At 73.7% G+C, this 17323-nt stretch carries 20 protein-coding genes; 14 read left to right on the top strand and 6 right to left on the bottom strand.

The genetic code is table 11. The annotated features are described in order from the left end of the window. Positions 1–15: 15 nt before the first annotated feature. From ureA to ACFUK0_RS30825, 3 genes are read left to right on the top strand one after another with little or no spacing between them, the layout of a single operon-like run. Positions 16–726, top strand: a complete 711-nt coding sequence (gene ureA, locus ACFUK0_RS30815; RefSeq protein WP_380255755.1) for an urease subunit gamma — start codon at positions 16–18, stop codon at positions 724–726. Next, positions 723–2444 (top strand): urease subunit alpha, encoded by a 1722-nt coding sequence (locus ACFUK0_RS30820; protein WP_380255756.1) that lies wholly within the window; start codon positions 723–725, stop codon positions 2442–2444. Before ureA ends, ACFUK0_RS30820 begins: the two co-directional genes overlap by 4 nt. Positions 2445–2480: 36 nt before the next feature. Further along, positions 2481–3518, top strand: coding sequence for an agmatine/peptidylarginine deiminase (locus ACFUK0_RS30825; RefSeq protein WP_380255757.1), 1038 nt, complete (start codon positions 2481–2483; stop codon positions 3516–3518). A gap of 230 nt (positions 3519–3748) precedes the next feature. Here ACFUK0_RS30825 and ACFUK0_RS30830 read toward each other — a convergent pair whose 3' ends face one another. Then, positions 3749–3937, bottom strand: a complete 189-nt coding sequence (locus tag ACFUK0_RS30830; protein WP_380255758.1) for a hypothetical protein — start codon at positions 3935–3937, stop codon at positions 3749–3751. 395 nt (positions 3938–4332) lie between these two features. Between ACFUK0_RS30830 and ACFUK0_RS30835 the strand changes: the two genes are divergently transcribed. After that, on the top strand, positions 4333–5616 hold the full coding sequence (locus ACFUK0_RS30835; protein ID WP_380255759.1) for a transcriptional regulator: 1284 nt from the start codon (positions 4333–4335) through the stop codon (positions 5614–5616). Here the strand turns inward: ACFUK0_RS30835 and ACFUK0_RS30840 are convergent. Beyond that, positions 5597–6259, bottom strand: coding sequence for an HAD family hydrolase (locus ACFUK0_RS30840; protein WP_380255760.1), 663 nt, complete (start codon positions 6257–6259; stop codon positions 5597–5599). The two genes, ACFUK0_RS30835 and ACFUK0_RS30840, sit on opposite strands and share 20 nt — an antisense overlap. Positions 6260–6493: 234 nt before the next feature. Between ACFUK0_RS30840 and ACFUK0_RS30845 the strand changes: the two genes are divergently transcribed. Together ACFUK0_RS30845 and ACFUK0_RS30850 are read left to right on the top strand one after the other, a co-directional pair. Continuing rightward, the gene (locus tag ACFUK0_RS30845) at positions 6494–7054 is read left to right on the top strand and encodes an NUDIX hydrolase (protein ID WP_380255761.1); all 561 of its coding nucleotides are present in this window, start codon (positions 6494–6496) and stop codon (positions 7052–7054) included. A 554-nt stretch (positions 7055–7608) separates the two neighbouring features. Then, entirely contained in the window at positions 7609–8574 is a 966-nt protein-coding gene (locus ACFUK0_RS30850) for an LPXTG cell wall anchor domain-containing protein (RefSeq protein WP_380255762.1), read from the top strand. A gap of 59 nt (positions 8575–8633) precedes the next feature. Here ACFUK0_RS30850 and ACFUK0_RS30855 read toward each other — a convergent pair whose 3' ends face one another. Further along, entirely contained in the window at positions 8634–9563 is a 930-nt protein-coding gene (locus ACFUK0_RS30855; RefSeq protein ID WP_380255763.1) for a hypothetical protein, read from the bottom strand. A gap of 170 nt (positions 9564–9733) precedes the next feature. On the opposite strand from ACFUK0_RS30855, the gene ACFUK0_RS30860 reads away from it, so the two are divergent. Further along, complete coding sequence (locus ACFUK0_RS30860; protein ID WP_380255764.1) at positions 9734–9901, top strand: hypothetical protein; 168 nt, start codon at positions 9734–9736, stop codon at positions 9899–9901. 58 nt (positions 9902–9959) lie between these two features. Next, positions 9960–10178, top strand: coding sequence for a hypothetical protein (locus tag ACFUK0_RS30865; RefSeq protein WP_380255765.1), 219 nt, complete (start codon positions 9960–9962; stop codon positions 10176–10178). Positions 10179–10214: 36 nt separating this feature from the next. Here the strand turns inward: ACFUK0_RS30865 and ACFUK0_RS30870 are convergent, their stop codons facing one another. After that, on the bottom strand, positions 10215–10397 hold the full coding sequence (locus tag ACFUK0_RS30870; RefSeq protein ID WP_380255766.1) for a hypothetical protein: 183 nt from the start codon (positions 10395–10397) through the stop codon (positions 10215–10217). Between the two features lie 184 nt (positions 10398–10581). Here ACFUK0_RS30870 and ACFUK0_RS30875 point away from each other — a divergent pair, with 184 nt between their 5' ends. Together ACFUK0_RS30875 and ACFUK0_RS30880 are read left to right on the top strand one after the other, a co-directional pair. Continuing rightward, positions 10582–11133 (top strand): hypothetical protein, encoded by a 552-nt coding sequence (locus ACFUK0_RS30875; protein ID WP_380255774.1) that lies wholly within the window; start codon positions 10582–10584, stop codon positions 11131–11133. Continuing rightward, on the top strand, positions 11120–11518 hold the full coding sequence (locus ACFUK0_RS30880) for a hypothetical protein (RefSeq protein ID WP_380255767.1): 399 nt from the start codon (positions 11120–11122) through the stop codon (positions 11516–11518). The genes ACFUK0_RS30875 and ACFUK0_RS30880 overlap by 14 nt, the downstream gene beginning before the upstream one ends. A gap of 238 nt (positions 11519–11756) precedes the next feature. Here ACFUK0_RS30880 and ACFUK0_RS30885 read toward each other — a convergent pair whose 3' ends face one another. Then, positions 11757–12410 carry a hypothetical protein gene (locus ACFUK0_RS30885; RefSeq protein ID WP_380255768.1) on the bottom strand — a complete coding sequence of 218 codons (654 nt, stop codon included), beginning with the start codon at positions 12408–12410 and terminating at the stop codon, positions 11757–11759. Between the two features lie 115 nt (positions 12411–12525). On the opposite strand from ACFUK0_RS30885, the gene ACFUK0_RS30890 reads away from it, so the two are divergent. Then, complete coding sequence (locus tag ACFUK0_RS30890; protein WP_380255769.1) at positions 12526–13128, top strand: TetR/AcrR family transcriptional regulator; 603 nt, start codon at positions 12526–12528, stop codon at positions 13126–13128. A gap of 19 nt (positions 13129–13147) precedes the next feature. On the opposite strand, the gene ACFUK0_RS30895 is transcribed toward ACFUK0_RS30890, so the two are convergent. Next, a complete protein-coding gene (locus tag ACFUK0_RS30895; protein WP_380255770.1) occupies positions 13148–14875 on the bottom strand; it encodes a hypothetical protein in 1728 nt (575 codons plus the stop codon). Between the two features lie 340 nt (positions 14876–15215). Between ACFUK0_RS30895 and ACFUK0_RS30900 the strand changes: the two genes are divergently transcribed. From ACFUK0_RS30900 to ACFUK0_RS30910, 3 genes are all read left to right on the top strand, one after another. Next, positions 15216–15755, top strand: coding sequence for a hypothetical protein (locus ACFUK0_RS30900; protein ID WP_380255771.1), 540 nt, complete (start codon positions 15216–15218; stop codon positions 15753–15755). A 123-nt stretch (positions 15756–15878) separates the two neighbouring features. After that, positions 15879–16562, top strand: a complete 684-nt coding sequence (locus tag ACFUK0_RS30905; RefSeq protein ID WP_380255772.1) for a DUF3105 domain-containing protein — start codon at positions 15879–15881, stop codon at positions 16560–16562. Positions 16563–16645: 83 nt separating this feature from the next. Then, entirely contained in the window at positions 16646–17272 is a 627-nt protein-coding gene (locus ACFUK0_RS30910) for a DUF305 domain-containing protein (protein WP_380255775.1), read from the top strand. Positions 17273–17323: the final 51 nt, after the last annotated feature.

Consider the following 17323-nt stretch of genomic DNA (forward strand, 5'->3'; position numbering starts at 1 on the left):
CGCGAGCGAGGAACCGTGCGACTGACCCCCACCGAGCGGGACCGGCTGCTGATCTTCACAGCAGCCGAACTGGCCCGCGCCCGCCGCGCCCGCGGCGTGCGCCTCAACGTCCCCGAGGCCCACGCCCTGATCGCGGACACCGTCTGCGAGGCGGCCCGCGACGGCCGCCGGCTCGCCGAGGCCATCGAAGCCGGGCGCAGCGTACTCACGGCCGCCGACGTACTGCCGGGCGTGCCGGACGTGGTCACCGTCGTCCAGGTGGAGGCCGTGTTCGACGACGGCACCCGGCTCGCGGTGGTCAACGACCCCTTCAAGGGCGCCGGCTCGCTCGGCGACGACGCACCCGGCGGTGCGCTGCCCGGCGCCGGCGAGGGCTACGACCCGGTGGAGGAGACGGTGCTGCTGCCCGTCCACAACACCTCCGCCGTACCGATCTCGGTCACCTCGCACTTCCACTTCTTCGAGGCCAACCCGCGCCTCGCCTTCGACCGGGCCGCCGCCTACGGCACCCACCTGGCGGTCCCCGCCGGGTCCTCCGTCCGCTTCGACCCGGGGGCCGTGGTGGAGGTCGGACTCACCCCGATCGGCGGCGAGCGGGTCGCGATCGGCTTCGCCGGGCTGGTGGACGGGCCGCTGGACGCGCCCGGCGCCAAGGAGGCGGCGCTCGCCAAGGCCCGCGCGACCGGATACCTCACCAGCTTCGACGACGCGGAGGTCGAGTCGTGAGCGCGATCACCCCCCATGACTACATCTCCGTGCACGGCCCGCGCGCGGGCGACCGGGTCCGGCTGGGCGACAGCGGCCTGATCGTCCGGGTCGAGTCGGACTCCCAGGAGCCCGGCGAGGAGTTCCTGGCCGGTTTCGGCAAGACCGCCCGCGACGGCCTGCACCTGAAGGCCGCCGCCGTCCGCGACACCTGCGACGTGGTGATCAGCAACGTGCTGGTGATCGACGCCGTGCTCGGCATCCGCAAGACCTCGATCGGCCTGATCGACGGCCGGATCGCCTCGATCGGCCGGGCCGGCAACCCGGACACCCTGGCCGGCGTGGACGTGGTCGTCGGCACCGGCACCACGATCGTCTCCGGCGAGGGCCTGATCGCCACCGCCGGCGCCATCGACACCCACGTCCACCTGCTCTCCCCGCGCATCATGGAGGCCTCGCTCGCCTCCGGCGTCACCACGATCATCGGCCAGGAGTTCGGCCCGGTCTGGGGGGTCGGGGTCAATTCGCCCTGGGCGCTGCGGCACGCCTTCAACGCCTTCGACGCCTGGCCCGTCAACATCGGCTTCCTCGGACGCGGTTCGTCCTCGGACGCGGCGCCGCTGATCGAGGCCCTCGCCGAGGGCGGCGCGTCCGGCTTCAAGGTCCACGAGGACATGGGCGCCCACACCCGCGCCCTGGACACCGCCCTGCGCGTCGCCGAGGAGTACGACGTCCAGGTCGCCCTGCACACCGACGGCCTCAACGAGTGCCTGTCGGTCGAGGACACCCTGCGCGTCCTGGACGGCCGCACCATCCACGCCTTCCACATCGAGGGCTGCGGCGGCGGCCACGTCCCCAACGTCCTCAAGATGGCCGGCGTCCCCAACGTCATCGGCTCCTCCACCAACCCCACGCTGCCGTTCGGCCGGGACGCCCTCGGCGAGCACTTCGACATGATCGTCTCCGCCCACGACCTCAAGACCGACCTGCCCGGCGACGCCGCCATGGCCCGCGACCGCATCCGGGCCGGCACGATGGGCGCCGAGGACGTCCTGCACGACCTCGGCGTCATCGGCATCACCTCCTCCGACGCCCAGGGCATGGGCCGCGCCGGGGAGACCGTCCGCCGCACCTTCGCGATGGCCGGCAAGATGAAGACCGAACTCGGCCCGCTCGACGGCACCGGCTCCTACGGGACGGCGGCGAGCGGCGACGACAACGAGCGCGTCCTGCGCTACATCGCCAAACTCACCATCAACCCCGCCATCGCCCACGGCCTCGCCCACGAGGTCGGCTCCATCGAGGTCGGCAAGCTGGCCGACCTCGTCCTCTGGCGCCCCGACCACTTCGGCGCCAAACCGCAGCTGGTACTGAAGGCCGGGTTCCCCGCCTACGGCGTCGTCGGCGACCCCAACGCCTCCACCGACCGCTGCGAACCCCTCGTCCTCGGACCGCAGTTCGGCGCTCACGGCGCCACCGCCGCCGACCTCTCCGTCGCCTTCGTCGCCCAGGCCGCCGCCGACGGCGCCTACCTGGACAGGGCGGCCGACGCCATGCCGACCCGGCGCCGGCGCGTCGGCGTGCGGAACACCCGCGGCATCGGCCCGCGCGACATGGTGCGCAACGCCCGGCTGGGCGACGTCCAGGTCGCGGAGACCGGCCTGGTCGCGCTCGACGGCACCCCCATCCGCTCCGAGCCGGCCGACAGCGTCTCGCTCAGCCGCCTGTACTTCCTCTGAACCCTCCCCCCCCCCACCGCTTAGGACCCGACCCTCATGACCACTCCCGCCTCGCTCGGCTACCGGATGCCCGCCGAATGGGCCCCGCACGACCGCACCTGGATGGCGTTCCCCACCGCCAACCAGACCTTCGACACTCCCGGGCACCTGCACGCCGCCCGGCTCGCCTGGGCCGAGGTCGCCAACACCGTCGTCCGATACGAGCCGGTGACGCTGGTCGTCAACACCGGCGAGAGCGCGGACGCCAGGAAGTACGTCGCCGATCAGGTCGACCTCGTCGAACGCCCGCTGGACGACGCCTGGATGCGCGACATCGGCCCGACCTTCCTCACCGACGGCAAGGGCGGACTCGCCGCCACCGACTGGGTGTTCAACGGCTGGGGCGCCCAGTCCTGGGCCAGTTGGGAGAACGACCAGCACATCGCCGAAGCCGTCACCGGCCTCGCCGGCGTGCAGCGCTTCGCCTCCCGCCTGATCAACGAGGGCGGCGGCATCCACGTGGACGGCGAGGGCACCGTCCTCGTCACCGAGACCGTCCAACTCGGCGAGGGCCGCAACGCCGACTGGACCAGGGAGGAGGTGGAGGCCGAACTGCACGCCCAGCTCGGCACCACCAAGGCCGTCTGGCTGCCCCGCGGACTCACCCGCGACTACGACGAGTTCGGAACCCGCGGCCACATCGACATCGTCGCCTCCTTCGTCCGCCCCGGCGTCGTCGTGGCCCACGTCCAGCCCGACCCCGCGCACCCCGACCACGAGGTCTGCAAGGAACTGCTGACCGTCCTGCGGACGTCCACCGACGCCGCCGGCCGCCGCCTGGAGGTCATCGAACTCCCCGCCCCCACCGTCCTGCTGGACGAGGACGGCGAGCCGGTCGACTACTCCTACATCAACCACTACGTCGCCAACGGCGCCGTCATCCTCTGCGCCTTCGGCGACCCCCGCGACCAGCAGGCCGCCGACATCCTCGGCGAGGCCTACCCCGGCCGCACCGTCGAACTCGTGGACGCCCGCGAGATCTTCGCCAACGGGGGCGGCATCCACTGCATCACGCAGCAGCAGCCCAAGCCCTGACCAACAGGCAGGTCGGAGCCGGCCGGAGTCGAGCTGTCCCGCACTTCCCCGGAGGTGCCCGGTCCCAGCCCGACTCCAGCCGTCCGCTCCGTCCGCCCCGTCCGCCCCGGCGAGGCACCCCTGATGCCGGTCGATGGCGTCGGAGTGACTGTTGATGACCTCCACGAACCGGCCCCGGCCGTACTGCCCGCAGACCCGGCAGTACCCCGTGGCCTGCTCGTCCGGCCCGGTCACCACGTGCGCGGCCCGGCCGGCTGGAACTCCCGGTAGGCGATGTCCGCCGTGGTGAAGTCCGACCAGGCCCGGGGTTCGCCGTCATCGCCGAGCAGCCACTCGCCCGTCACCTCGTTCCGCACCCGCCAGCACCTCGCCCCACGGTCCCAGCGGACTCCGTAGCCGTCCGCCCGCGCGTCGGTCATCAGCGCCCCTCGGGTGCGTGACCGGGGCAGGAGCCGACGGCCCAGCCGAGCGGGGCCCTGCCCGGTCGAGTGGGAGTGTGGCGGTGGCCGGCTGCGGTGAGCGGCACCCTCGTCGACCCGCACACGATGCAGGCCTTGCCGTACAGCCGGCCACCGGTGGGAGGAGGGGGAAGCACGGGCACTTCGGACATCAGGGTCCCCCACAGTCAGTAGGCTGGTGGACACCAGGAGTGGTGACTCGTTCATCCTCGGCCTCAGGACGGACGCCCTGAAGGCCTTGTAGAGGACACCTTGGGGACTCTTCGAGGACTCAGCACGTCGTTACATGCCACGAAGTCCTCACAAAGGCCTGCCCGGTCGTATCTTTGAGAGACCGTCACCTCTCGGAGGGCTCCGTGTCCCGACCTACCGGCAACACCGCGCTGAAAGCCGCGCGTCAGAGCGCCGGCCTCTCCTCCCAGCAGGCGTTCGCCGACGCGCTCAGCACCGCCGCCCGCCGGCTCGGCATGGGCCAGGTCATCGTCAGCACACGGCAGATCCGACGCTGGGAGTCGGACACCCCGCCGTGGCCGCAGGACGACTACCAGCGGCTCCTCACCCACGTCCTGCACCTGCCCGTCGAGAGCCTCGGCTTCCGGGCGCCGTGGGACCGCAGCGCAACCCCGGCCACACCACCCGCTGCGGCACCGCCGACCCGCAGCATCCCGGCGCCGACCGCCCTACACGCACGCCTTCCACGCCCCGCACAGGCCGGCGGCAGCCAGCCACCCACCATCGGCGCCGACTTCGCCATAGTCACCGAGGCGCATCGCCGCCTGTACTGGAGTGTCGCCCCCGCCACCCTCGTACAGGCCGTCGCCGAACACGCCAACCTCGGCACCGCACTCCTCGGCGAGACGTCCGGCGTCGCCCGCCGCATCCTCGCCTCGGCGCTCGCCGAGTCCCTGCTGCTCGCCGCCCGCATCCAGTTCTTCGACCTGCGGCAGCCCGACCACGCCGACGCCACCCTCGTCCGCGCCCTCCAGGCAGCCGGCGAGGCCGATGACTCCCTGCTCGGCGCCGCCGTCCTCGGCCACGCCGCCTTCCTCCCGGGCTGGGCCGGGCGCCGCGACGACGCCCTGGAACGACTGCAGGCCGCACGAACCTACGCCCGCCGCGGTCCCGCGTCCGCCGAACTCCTCGCCTGGCTCGACGCCGTCGAGGCCGAATGCCTGACCCGGTGCGGCGACCACCGCGGCGCACTCGCCCTGCTCCATCACGCCGAGAACTTGCTCGCCGCAGGGAACGACCATGCCGCACCGGACTGGCTGACCTGGTTCTCACCAGTCCGCCTCGCGGCCTTCAAGGGGAACACCCAGCTGCTGGCCGGCCACCTGCCGCAGGCCCGCACCACCCTGGAGACCGTCCTCGGCGACCTCGGCGTCGCCGAGGGCAAACAGCGCGTCGTCGTCCTCGGCGACCTCGCCGCGGTGGAAGCCGCTTCAGGGCGGGCCGACGCGGCGTGCGCACTCCTGGAACAAGCCCTCGACCAGCTCGCCGTCACCTGGTACGCCACCGGCATGGACCGGGTCCGCGAGGCACGCCGCGCTCTTGCCCGGTGGCAGGACACGGCGGCCGTGCAGCGGGTCGACGACCGCCTGTACAGCTGGTCGGCGACCCTCAGTTCCCTCCAGCGTTGAACTTCTCGATCAGCTGCGGCAGTTCGTCGAGCGAATCGATCCGGAACGTGGACCGGTCGGCGGCCGGGTCGTACTGCTGGATCCATCCCCACGGGCCGCGCCTGATCAGGGCGGTACGCATTCCGGCGGCGAGCGCCGGCAACACGTCGTTGTCGAGGCGATCCCCGACGTAGAGGATCTCGTCGAGGGCGGCCGGCGCCACCTCGGCGACCCGCTCGAAGAACCGCGGATCGGGCTTGCTCGCACCCCAGTCGTCCGAGGTGCCGATCAGGTCGACGTCGCCGGTGAACAGCTCGCGCAAAAGGCCGCCCGCCCTCACGGTCTGGTTGCCGGCGATGGCCAGCCACAGGCCGCCCGCGCGGAGTTCGGCGAAGGCCGGCCGGACGTCCGGGTAGAGGTCGTCCTCGCCGAACGTCTCGGGCTGCCCGGCGACGGCACGGGCTTCGCGCTCCTGGTACAGGTCGAACCCCGGCCGGAAGACCTGGAACGCCTCGCGGTAGTCCCGGCCCTCGGCGATGACGGCGCCGAACTGCGCGACGAAGGTGTGCCGTGGAACGCCGAGCCAGTCGGCCCAAGTGCCGTACTCCCTGGTCTCGTCCACCAGGCACTCGCCGACATCGAACACCACCGCCCTGATCGTCATCCCCGCAGCCTAGTGAGGCGAGGATGTCCTGTCAGTGTCCGCCCCACGGTCGCGGCATGCCCGCGATCCCTGCTCACCCGGCCACCCCCTGCCACGCGATGCCGGCACCGCCCGTCCCGAGCGGGCGACGTTCGTCGCAGGCCATGCCCGGCCCCCGGACGGAGGGGTGCCGCAGCCGGCGGCCCGCGTGAGAGAGTCGGAACTGCAGGTCACCCGCGCAGGAGGAGCCCCTTGGTGGAGTGGAAGAGCCACGGCCGGCGCCGCGTCTACGACAGCCCGTACGTCGAGGTCTGGCTGGACGACGTCGACATTCCGGGCATCGGCCGTATCGACCACCACGTCATCACCATGCCGCGCGCGTCGACCACTTCCGTCGTCACCGACGAGCAGGGACGCTTCCTCCTCCTCTACCGCCACCGCTTCATCACCGGGCGGTGGGGCTGGGAGGTGCCTGCCGGGTGGGCCGAACCCGGTGAGGACCCGGCAGCCGCGATCGCCCGCGAGGTGGAGGAGGAAACCGGCTGGCGGCCCGGCCAGGTCGTGCCACTGGTCGAGTACGACGCCCTGGCCGGCATCTCCACCATGCACTTCCGGGCCTTCCACATCACCGGCTGCGAGCAGGTCGGCGAGCCGACGGACCGCAGCGAGGCCTCCCGGGTCGAGTGGCTCACCGAGGCCGAGGTGGTCAGGCTCCTCGCGGCCGGCGACGTACCGGACGGGCCGTCGCTCGCAGCGCTCTCCTACTATCTCGGGCCGCACCGACTGACGGCCGACGCGGGCACCGGCCCACGCTGAGCTGTTGCTGCCGACGCGGATCGCCACGACATCGGCGGCGGCGGCGACCACGGCGGTCAGCCGACGACTCCGCCCGCCGACTCCCACCACGCCGTGCACCGGTCGAGAAAGCCCGGCCCCGGTGTGAGTCCGGCCCCGGTGTGAGTCTGCCCAGCCCGGATCGTCGAACCACACAGGTCCGGCGGCCTCCCCCGCCACGGCGAGGCGGACGAACTCCCCGCACCCGGCCTCGGAGACGACCACGGTGCCGTGCACCGCGTAGGCGGCCCCGCCACCCCTGCCGGGCCCCGGGCACGCCTCGGTGCAGGGGACGGGCATGGCCAGGAAGCCGGGGCGCCGGCCGTCCTCCCCAGCTCGTGGACCGCGTCCTCACGGTCGAGGTGATCCGCGAGCCGGTACCGGCGGCCGTGCGCCGGCCGGCCCGGCAGGACGGGCCGGGCCCCGCGGGCGGGCGGCCGGGCGGGATTCAGTAGGCTGCTGCGCCGCACGGCTGTTCGCGTACGCAATCTGCTCCAACTCGTCACCGTCGAAGTACCTTTGGGGGGATTCACACCGTGAGAACTTCTCGCGTCCTGGCTGCCCCGGCAGCCGCCGTCATGAGTCTGGGTCTGGGTCTGGGTCTGGGTCTGAGTCTTGGCCTGGGGGCCGGCGCGGCATCCGCCGCCTCTCCCACCATCCCGGACCGGCCGTGCCACAACGGCGGCACCGGGTTCGACCTGCCGACCAGCTGGACGGGGCTCGACCACAGCCAGGTGGTCAGGGGTGCGGCGCCCGTCGAGTCCACCGTGACGATCCGGAACAACTCCGGCCACTCGGTGCGCAATCTGGACCCGCTGATCATCGTGGGGCCCGAGAGCCCGATCATGGGCACCACCTTCACACTGGAGACGAAGGTGTCCGGGGGTGACTGGAAGGTCGCCGAGCTCAGTGTGCTGCACCTCGCCACCCGCTTCTCGATCGGGCCGCAACAGCTCGCCGAGGACGAGACGCTGACGATTCAGCTCAGGCTCACCACCCACACCGACGCGTCGGTCGGGAACTTCAAGTTCGACTGGACCGGCGGGGCCGACTGGCTCGACGACGACACCGACCGGTTCCTCACCGTCGCCGAGATCGCCGAGGGCACCGCCGTCCCCGGCGGCAAGGGCACCTGCACCAGCTTCGGCACCCAGGTCCACATCGGCTTCGACGTCGTCGATGCTCCCTCCTCCCCGAGTCCCACTGCCACCCCGACGGTCACGCCGACGGCCACGGCGAGCGCCACCCCCACCGCCACCGCGACGGCCGGCCCCGGTGCCGCCGCGAGCACGGCACCCGCACCCACCGTGACGGCCACCGCCACGGTCACGGTCACGGCGGGCCCGGCGGCATCCGCCACCACGCAGGCAGCCCACACGGGCCCCGAACTCGCCGACACCGGAGACGACACCGCCCTGCCCCTCGCCCTCACCGGCGCGGGTGCGATCGCCCTCGGCAGCGCCCTGGTCGCCCTGCGCCGCCGCAGGGGCTCACACAGCTGACCCCCACCCGTGACGTCCGTCCGGCCGACGCCGGGCGGACGTCACGGGCGCACCGGCGGTCACCTGCCGGGCGCGTGGGCGAGCGCGGCGGAGCGCCGCACGAAGCGTTCCCGCACCGCGGCCATCTCGGCCTGGACCGCCCCGGCATCCAGGTTGAGGTAGCCGCTCCGGGTGGCGATGCCGGACTCCAGCGCCCCCGCCACCGTCATCACCGCGGCCATGATCGTGGCGGCCTCACCGGCCCAGCCGTCTCCCGACCGGGCCCGCGCGATCATCCACGGCCGCCCGTGGGCCGCGCCGGAGAGCAGCGGATAGGAGGTCTGGGCCCAACTGGGCAGGAACAGCCGGGTCTGCTCCCCGATCTTGTGGTCCACCCGGGCGGACTCGCCGTCCACCGCGTACCCCGTCACCCGCCTGCTCCGGTCCAGGCGCGCGACGGCGCCGGAGGCGAGCACCAGCTGCTCCACCTCCTTCTTCCGGGCCTGCGCGCCCGCCTGCTCCTCCGGTCCGAACCCCCTGGCCGCCTGCACCTCGTTGTTCGCCTCGGTGACGACCAGGCCGACGGCCCGGGCGAGACGCCGGTCCAGCGGCACCGCCGGGTCGTACAGGTAGTGGGTGAAGGCCAGCCCCTCCAGCGTCACCCGGGCCAGGGCCAGCGGTGACCAGACGGGCGGCGGCTGCATGAGGATGTCGTGCTCCAGGGCCCGGACGTGGTCGACCGCATGGGCCCAGGTCAGATGGCCGGCGTCGAGCAGCAGCCGGTGCAGGCCGAGCCTGGCCTCCCTGCGCGGCCCGGCCGGCGCGGCGGTGAGAGCCTCGACCTCCTGGCGGAAGACACTGTCGGCGGCCAGGACGGGCGCGGCGACGGCTCTGCCGGTGAGGTCCCGCAGGGTGCTCAGGAATGCGGCGCACACCTGGGCGAAGGGCCGGGAGACCGGGACGCCGAACGGTCGGATCTTCCCGCCGCGGCTCCCGTGGGGATCGGTCATGTCCAGCAGCCTAAGGACGGCTCCGGTGCGCTCGCACCGAGGGTCGCCCTGGCCTGCGCCGGAGCGGCCCCCGGCGGCGCGCGGCGGCACCGTCCGCCCCAGGGCACGCGCAGCCGCCCGGTCGGCCCGCCCGGGGTGCAGGCGCCGCCGCCCCGCGATGGCATGGGGGCATGACGAGCCCACGGCACTGGCTGATCCGGTACACCGACGAGCTGATGCGCCTCACCGGCGACCTCACCCAGGAGCAGGCGGCGGAGTTCGTCGGCCGCGTCTGGCGGGCCGGGCACGAGGCCGGGATCGCCGAGGCGGCGGAGGAGGCCCGGCGGGACGGCGAGTAGAGGCCCGCCCCCTGCGCCCCGGTCCTGGCCGGTCACGGCCATGCGAGAGAATGAGCTCATGAGCGACGACCAAACCCCACCCGCCTCGGCGATCGAACGCCGGCAGCGGCTCCTGGACATCATGAGGAAGGACGGCGGGACCTGGGACTGGCAGCGGGCCCGCGAGACCTACCTGCCCCGCCCCGACCCGCGCACCGTCCGCCGCGACCTCCAGTTGCTCTGCAAGGCCAAGCAGATCTGGCGCGTCGAGCACGGCGAGTACCAGGCCGTCGGCTAGCGACCGGCACCTGACCGGGCACCGGACCGGGCCCGGTCAGGGTTGCTCGCCCTCCGGCGGAGGGATCAGGCCGCTGGCGCGGGCCGCCGCCTCGGTACTCGGCTCGCCCGGGGCGTCGCGGTCGCCCCGGGCGGCGGCCGTGCTGAGAGCGAAGACCAGGACGACACTGGCGCCGAGGAGCAGGATGCCGGCGGCGGTCAGGATGCGGAGCCACGTCATGGGCGTGCCTCTCCGGTGTGGGTACGAATTGCCGCCCTAGGTATCGGCTCGTTCGGCCCCGAAGGCAAGTGGTGGAATGGGATTCGCTGCCGCCGACCTGCCGGCTGCTGCTGCCCGCCGACCCGAGGACGAGTGCCCCCTGACAGCCCGCCCGGCGGCACCTCGCCCGCCGACACCCCGCCCACTGCTCCTGCTCGACGTGGACGGGCCGCTGAACCCCTACCACGCGCAACCGCACGAGCGCCCGGCCGGCCATCTGCCGTACCGGATGACGCCGTCGTGGATCGTCCGGCCCCCGGGCACTCCCCCGGCGGACGTCGAGCCGGTCGAGGTCCGGCTCGACCCCGGCCACGGTGCGCGGCTGCTCGACCTCCCGTACGAGCTGGTGTGGGCCACCACCTGGCTGCACGAGGCCAACGAGTGGATCGCGCCACGCCTCGGCCTGCCCGAACTGCCGTACGTCCCATTCCCCGACGTACGAGCCGTACGACCGGACGGCACCTGCTTCAAGACCTGGGACATCGTCAGCTGGGCCGCCGGACGCCCGTTCGCCTGGGTGGACGACGACATCACCGAGGCCGACCACGCCTACGTGGCCGCCCGGCATCCCGGCCCGGCGCTGTTGCACCGGATCCACCCGGCGCACGGGCTCCGCGACGAGGACTTCGATCTGCTGGCCCGCTGGGCGGCCGATCCGACGACGGGAGAGTGGACCGCCACCGATGGGCGCGCTTGAGTTCGCCGTGGACGTCGTCACGTCCGGCTCGGTTCTTCTGGGAGCGGGAGTCCGGGAGCAGGGCGCCTTCCCGCCGGCTGAATGCGCCGTCAAGGCCGCGTCCTCCGTCGCCGGGCTGCACCGCGAGGGGATCACCGAGGAGCTCGCGGGCAGGATCCCCCGCCCGGAGGACCTCGTCCGGACGTGCCTCGACCTGATCCCGCTCACCTTCGAACAGGCCGCCGCGCCGTACCGGCTCGGCGACCTGGACCGGCCGGCCATCCGCCGCTCCCGTAAGGCCCGGAGCCCGACCACGGCCGCCGAATCGCTCCTCGGCCTGCTGGAGAACGGGCCGCAGGCCGCAGAGCTGCGCCGCTGGACAGCACCGCGGCCACACCTGGTGTGACGCGCGGTCGCAGGGGCCGAAGGGCGTCAACCCTTACCGGGACCGGGAGTTCGCCGGAGCCGGCTGTCGGCTGTCGGCTGTCGGCTGTCGGCCTGACCTTGGACGAGGTCACGGACGCCTGCGATTACGCCGCCCGGGTCGCCGCCCTGACCTGCTCCGTCGCCGGGCCGAACCCGCCGTGGGCCGAGCAGCTCGGGCCCACGGCTGCGGCCACGCCACCGACTGCGACGGAGCGGCCCTAGCAGTAGCCGTCCAACCGGGTACTGCCGGAGGGCGCGAGGCTGGGCACGCGGAGGGCGCCGTGCTCCTCGGCGGCGGCCCGTAGAAGGGCCAGGAGCGTGCAGCCCGGGTAGCCGGCGAAGTCGGCATATCCGGCGTATCCGGTGCGGTGGTAGCAGTTCCAGTAGCTGACCACTCGCCGTTCCGTGCGGGCGAAGAAGGCGGGGTTGTCCGCGATGAAACGCCCGTACCGGCTGCGGTCGGCGGATCCCGGCACACCGAGTCCGCCGAGTGCTCCGCCGATCGCCACCAGGATCTCCAGGACGTACTCACCGACCAGCTGGACCACGAACGGGACGACCCAGGGCTCCGGGGTGCCGATGACCTGCTCCAGGTGGCGCTGGCGGACCCTGCCGTCGTGGTGCCTGGTGTAGAGGCAGTGCAGAATCGTCCGCCGGCGCTCCGGGAGGGAGTCCACGGCTTCGACGGGCGGCTCCTCGCTGTAGAGACGCGAGGGGATGGTGACTTGTCGGCCCTGCACCTGGACGGAGAACGGCTCCGCGGGCTGCCATCGGGGCGGTGGCATGACGGCGAGGACCGCCAGGACGTCCTGCGCGAGCTCGGCCGGGAAGGCCGCGGTCAGCGGGTTCTCGTGGTGGAGGAGCTGCTGCACGTAGGTGAGCATAGGCGGGCGTGGACGGGTGCGGAACCGGCGCGGGACCGCCGGAGGCGGGGCCCGGGGCGTCGTATCGTGAGGGACCGATCCGGCCCCAGGAGGAGAGCAGCAGATGGCGGACCCACGGCCGCGCCGCACGGCGCGCCCGCGTGAGGAGGTGTTCGCCGTCGCGCGGGCCGCGATCGCGGAGCACGGGCTCGCCAAGCTGACGATGGCGGGCCTCGGCAAGCAGCTCCAGATGAGCGCCGGACACCTGCTCTACTACTTCGGGAGCAAGGACCAGCTGCTGCTGGAGACGCTCCGGTGGAGCGAGGAGCAGCTCGGCGGCCGGCGGCGGGCGGCGCTGGCCCGGGCCGAGGACGACGTGTGGCAACGGCTCTCGGCGTACATCCAGCTGTACCTGCCGGAGGGTCCCGGCGATCCGCGCTGGATCCTCTGGGTCGAGGTGTGGGGGCGCTCACCGGCCAGCGCGGAGATCCGGCAGGGCCAGCTGGAGATCGAGGCGCCGTGGCAGGCCGACCTGGTGGCGCTGATCGAGGAGGGCACGGCCGGCGGCGTCTTCGGCCCCGGGCCGGCGGGAGAGCGGGCCGTGCAGATCCGGGCCCTGCTGGACGGCTTCGCGGTGCCGCTCGCGATCGGGCTGCCCGGGGCGCGGCGGGAGGAGGCCCTGGCCCGGACGGCCTCGGGCACCGCGGCGCTGCTCGGCCGGCGCTGACCCCGGCCCGGCCGGCCGGTCAGCCCGTCCAGAGCGCCGCCGCGCTCCGGTCGTCGGCGTAGCCCTTGGCGCGGACCTGGACCTGACGGAGGAAGTCGACCGTGCCCGGCGGGTGCGGGTGGGCCCAGTGCGAGGCGAGGAAGTGGGCGACGGCGGGCTCGTCGGCGATCGGGCCGGCCAGGCCCGGGGTGCAGAGCAGCAGGATGTCGCCCGGCGTCGCCGGTACCAGGCGGAACCGGAACGGCCGGGGATCGGGCACCGGCCCGGCGGGGACGGGCGGCTGACCGTCCGGGTGGTGCAGCAGCCGGGCCGCGTAGGCGTCGATCCAGTGGCCTGAGCGCAGCAGGTACAGGCCGCCGGGGCCGATGCCGAAGGCCGCGCGGTAGGCGGCGTCGGGGTCGAGGGAGATCAGCAGGCAGTGCAGCGAGCCCGGGTGGGCCGGGTCGGGCTGGACGGTGTCCGGGTCGGCCGCCTCGACCGCCCCGGCCGCTTCGACCGGCACGGCGTCAGGTGGAGCTGCCGCGGCGCGCAGCGGGGCGAAGGCGCGGGTGGCGAGGCGCTGCAGGCCGTAGCGGAGGCGGTCGCGGGCGCCGTCGCGGAGGTCGGCGGCGAGTTCGGCGCGACTGCGGCCGATGGCGGCGGCGAGCTGACGGCAGGCTTCCGCCGTTGCTGCGGCGGCCTCCTGTCCGGCGGGGGCCGGGACGGCGTCGGTGCGGCCGAAGCTGCCGAGCGCGGCGAGCAGCAGTCCGTCGGGGCCGTCCCCGAAGCGGGTCACCAGCAGGCTGTCGCGGCGGGGTTCGCCCCGGTAGCGGGCGGAGTCGCCGCGGACGGAGACCGCCCGCAGCGTGGACGCCCCGTACTGGGCCCCGTCCAGCGCGGTGTCCGGGACGATCGCGCCGAGCGTCTCCGGGTCGGCGGCCGGTACGGCGGTCGGCTCGGGACCGTAGGTGGGCGGGCGCTCGCCGACGTGCGGTACGGGTGTCGCGGGTTCGGCCCGCGCGGGCCGGACGTTCGGACGCGGACCGGTGGCCGGGGCGGAGGCCACGGCTCGGGGGGCCGGGGCCGGCTCGGGGGCGGGTGCAGGGGCGGACTCGGGAGCCGAGGCGGACTCGGGAGCCGAGGCGGGACCGGGTTCGCGCAGATCAGCGGCATCGGCATCGGCTGCAGCATCATCGGCGGCGTAGGCGGCCCAGGACGGCGCGGGGAAGCGGTGCGTCTCGTCGACGTCGACCGGTGCCTCGGCCGCCATCACCGCATCCGGCCCGGGCTCCGTCGGAGCAGCCGACACGGGGGCCGGCTCGGGGACGGGCTCGGGCTCAGGAGCGGGCTCGGGCTCAGGAGCGGGCTCGGCCTCAAGATCGGCCTCGGGCTCAGGAGCGGGCTCAGGAGCGGGCTCGGGGACGGGGACGGAGACGGGCTTCGTGGGGGTCGCCGCCACCCGCTGCGCCCCGATCACGCCTGCGGCGGTGTCGAACCAGTCGTCGATGCTGTCGCGCCCGGTTTCCCCGGCCACCCCGTCGGGCTCCGCCGACAGCTCCGGCAGGGCCTCCGGCCCGGGCCCGGGCCCGGGCTCCGCCGTGCGCTGCGCCCCGATCATGCCGGCGGCGGTCTCGAACCAGTCGTCCACGCTGCCGTCGCCGGCCGCGGCGCCCGGGGTGTCCGGGAGGGTGCCTGCGGGCCCCTCGTACACCGCGTCCCACCAGCCGTCCTCCGGCAGGTGCTGCGCGGGGGCGCCCGGGTTGGTCATCTGGCAGCTCCTGGTCCTTGTGTGGCGTGGTTGCCGTGCCCCGGCCGGCGCGAGGGCTCTGCCGAGCGGGTCGCGTCGCTGGCGGCGCGTCCCGGACTCGTCGTCATTCTCCCCATGCACAAGGACGGTGTCCGGGTTTCGGGGACAACTCGGCACTGATCGGGGTACGCCGGGCCGCGTCGCTCGGCCGGGCCGGGCCGGAGCGCGCGCCCGGGGGCGCCGGCGCTGCCGGAAGTACCCGGGGCGGGGGCTACTCCCGGGCTGGTCGGACGGTGTGGGGCGGAAACTGGGAACCCCAGAGGGGCATCGCTTCACTCGTTCGGCTGATTAATATGTGCGCATGACCGCGTCGGCGCCCAGAGCTCCCCGGCCGGGGAGGGCCGCAGTCGCGGGCCGCCCGGTGGGTGCGTTGTGGACCCTGCTGCTGGTCGGACTGCTGACCGTGCTTCCGTGCGCGGGCAGTGCGCAGGCGGCGGCCACCGAGACCGGTCCGCTGCTGGCTCCCCGGACCAACCCGCTCGGACCGTCGGTCGCCCAGGCCGCCGACACCGACCCGGTGACGCTCCTCCTCGCCCGGCGGGCGGGCGACAGCGGACCGCAGCACGCCGCCGCCGCGGCTCCGTCGTGGAACGGCGGTGAGCGGCCGGACCGCACCCTGTGCTCGGCCACCGACGGCTCGCCCCGGCACGACAACGGGTGCTCCGGTCACCGGTACTGCGCGCAGGAGTCCCAGCTGCCGAACGCCCCGCCGCAGCCGGTGCCCGCCGCGCTGCCGCAGCTGGTCGCCGTCGGCGAGGTGCCGCACAGCGCTCCCCTGCCCGCTCCGGCCGGGCAGCACCTGACGCCCGACCTGCACGAACTGCAGATCCAGCGGTCCTGAGCGGAACCCACCGCCGGCACCCCCACCCGCGGTCGCGGGCGGACGGCGCCGACGGCTCCGCGTCTTCCTCCACCACTCACGCCGCCGTGCCCAGAGCGCACGACGGGGACAAGGACATCTCCCATGGGTTCCGCCTCGAAGCAGTCGAGCAACTCCAACAAGCCGTCCGGCAAGCAGGCCGGCCTCGACCGCCGTGCCCGGATCGCCGAGCTGCGCGCCGAGGAGCAGCGCCGGGAGCGCCGCAACAAGGTGATCGCGATAGTCGTCGGCAGCGCGCTGGTGGTCGGTGCGATCGCGACCGGCAGCTGGATCGTGATCGACGCCAACCAGAAGAAGGACGCCGAGCGGGCTGCCGCGGAGGCCGCCGCCAACAAGACCATCGACGGCGTGAAGACGTTCGACAACCTGGGCCGCAACCACGTCCAGACGCCGGTGACCTACCCGCAGCAGCCGCCGGTCGGCGGCGACCACAACCCGGTCTGGCTGGACTGCATGGGCCACGTCTACGACCAGCCCGTGGTGAACGAGAACGCCGTCCACTCGATGGAGCACGGCGCGGTCTGGGTCACCTACAACGCCAAGGCCACGCCGGACGACATCAAGACGCTGTCCGCCAAGGTGACGACGACGCCGTACTCGCTGATGAGCCCCTACACGGACGAGACGGGCCCGATCACCCTCAGCGCGTGGGGCAACCAGCTGACCGTGGACAGCGCGACGGACCCGCGGGTGGACGAGTTCTTCGCCAAGTTCGTCCAGGGCAAGCAGACCCCGGAGCCCGGCGCGTCCTGCACGGGCCCGCAGTGACCGGCGACCGCGGCGTGACGGCCACGCCCGCCGACGAGGACTTCGACGTGTCCGGGGACGGACCGGCCGCGCGGCGCCGCAAGCTGTGGTGGCCGGCCGCGCTGGCCGCGACGGTGGCGCTCTGCCTCGGCGTGCCCGCGCTGGTGGCGGGCGGCAGCAGCGCCTCCGGCACGGACACGGTCGCCGCGGCGCCGGTGGACGGGTCGCCCGAGGCGGGGTTCGCCCGGGACATGTCGATCCACCACCAGCAGGCCGTCGACCTGTCGTTCATCGTCCGTGACCGGACCACGGACACCGCGGTGCGCAACCTGGCGTTCGACATCATCAACACCCAGGCCAACCAGCGCGGCATGATGATGGGCTGGCTCGACCTGTGGGGGCTGACGCCGTCCTCGGCGGCCAAGCCGATGGCGTGGATGCAGATGGGCCACTCGTACGAGCCGCACGACGGCTCGCTGATGCCCGGCATGGCCACCAACACCCAGTTGGACCGGCTGCGCGGGCTGAGCGGCCGGGAGGCCGAGGTCTTCTACCTGCAACTGATGCTGGACCACCACAAGGGCGGGGTCGAGATGGCGCAGGGCTATGTCGACCTGGCGAAGAACGAGTCCGAGAAGCGGCTCGCGCTGTCGATGGTGATCGGGCAGACCTCCGAGATCAAGCTGATCACGGAGATGCTCGCGGAGCGCGGGGCGCAGCCCGCCTCCTGACGCACCCGGGCAAGGGGCGGGGGTGCGGCGGACGGCCCGACGGGCTACGTC

The organism is Kitasatospora sp. NPDC057223 (assembly GCF_042669755.1).
GTDB lineage: Bacteria > Actinomycetota > Actinomycetes > Streptomycetales > Streptomycetaceae > Kitasatospora.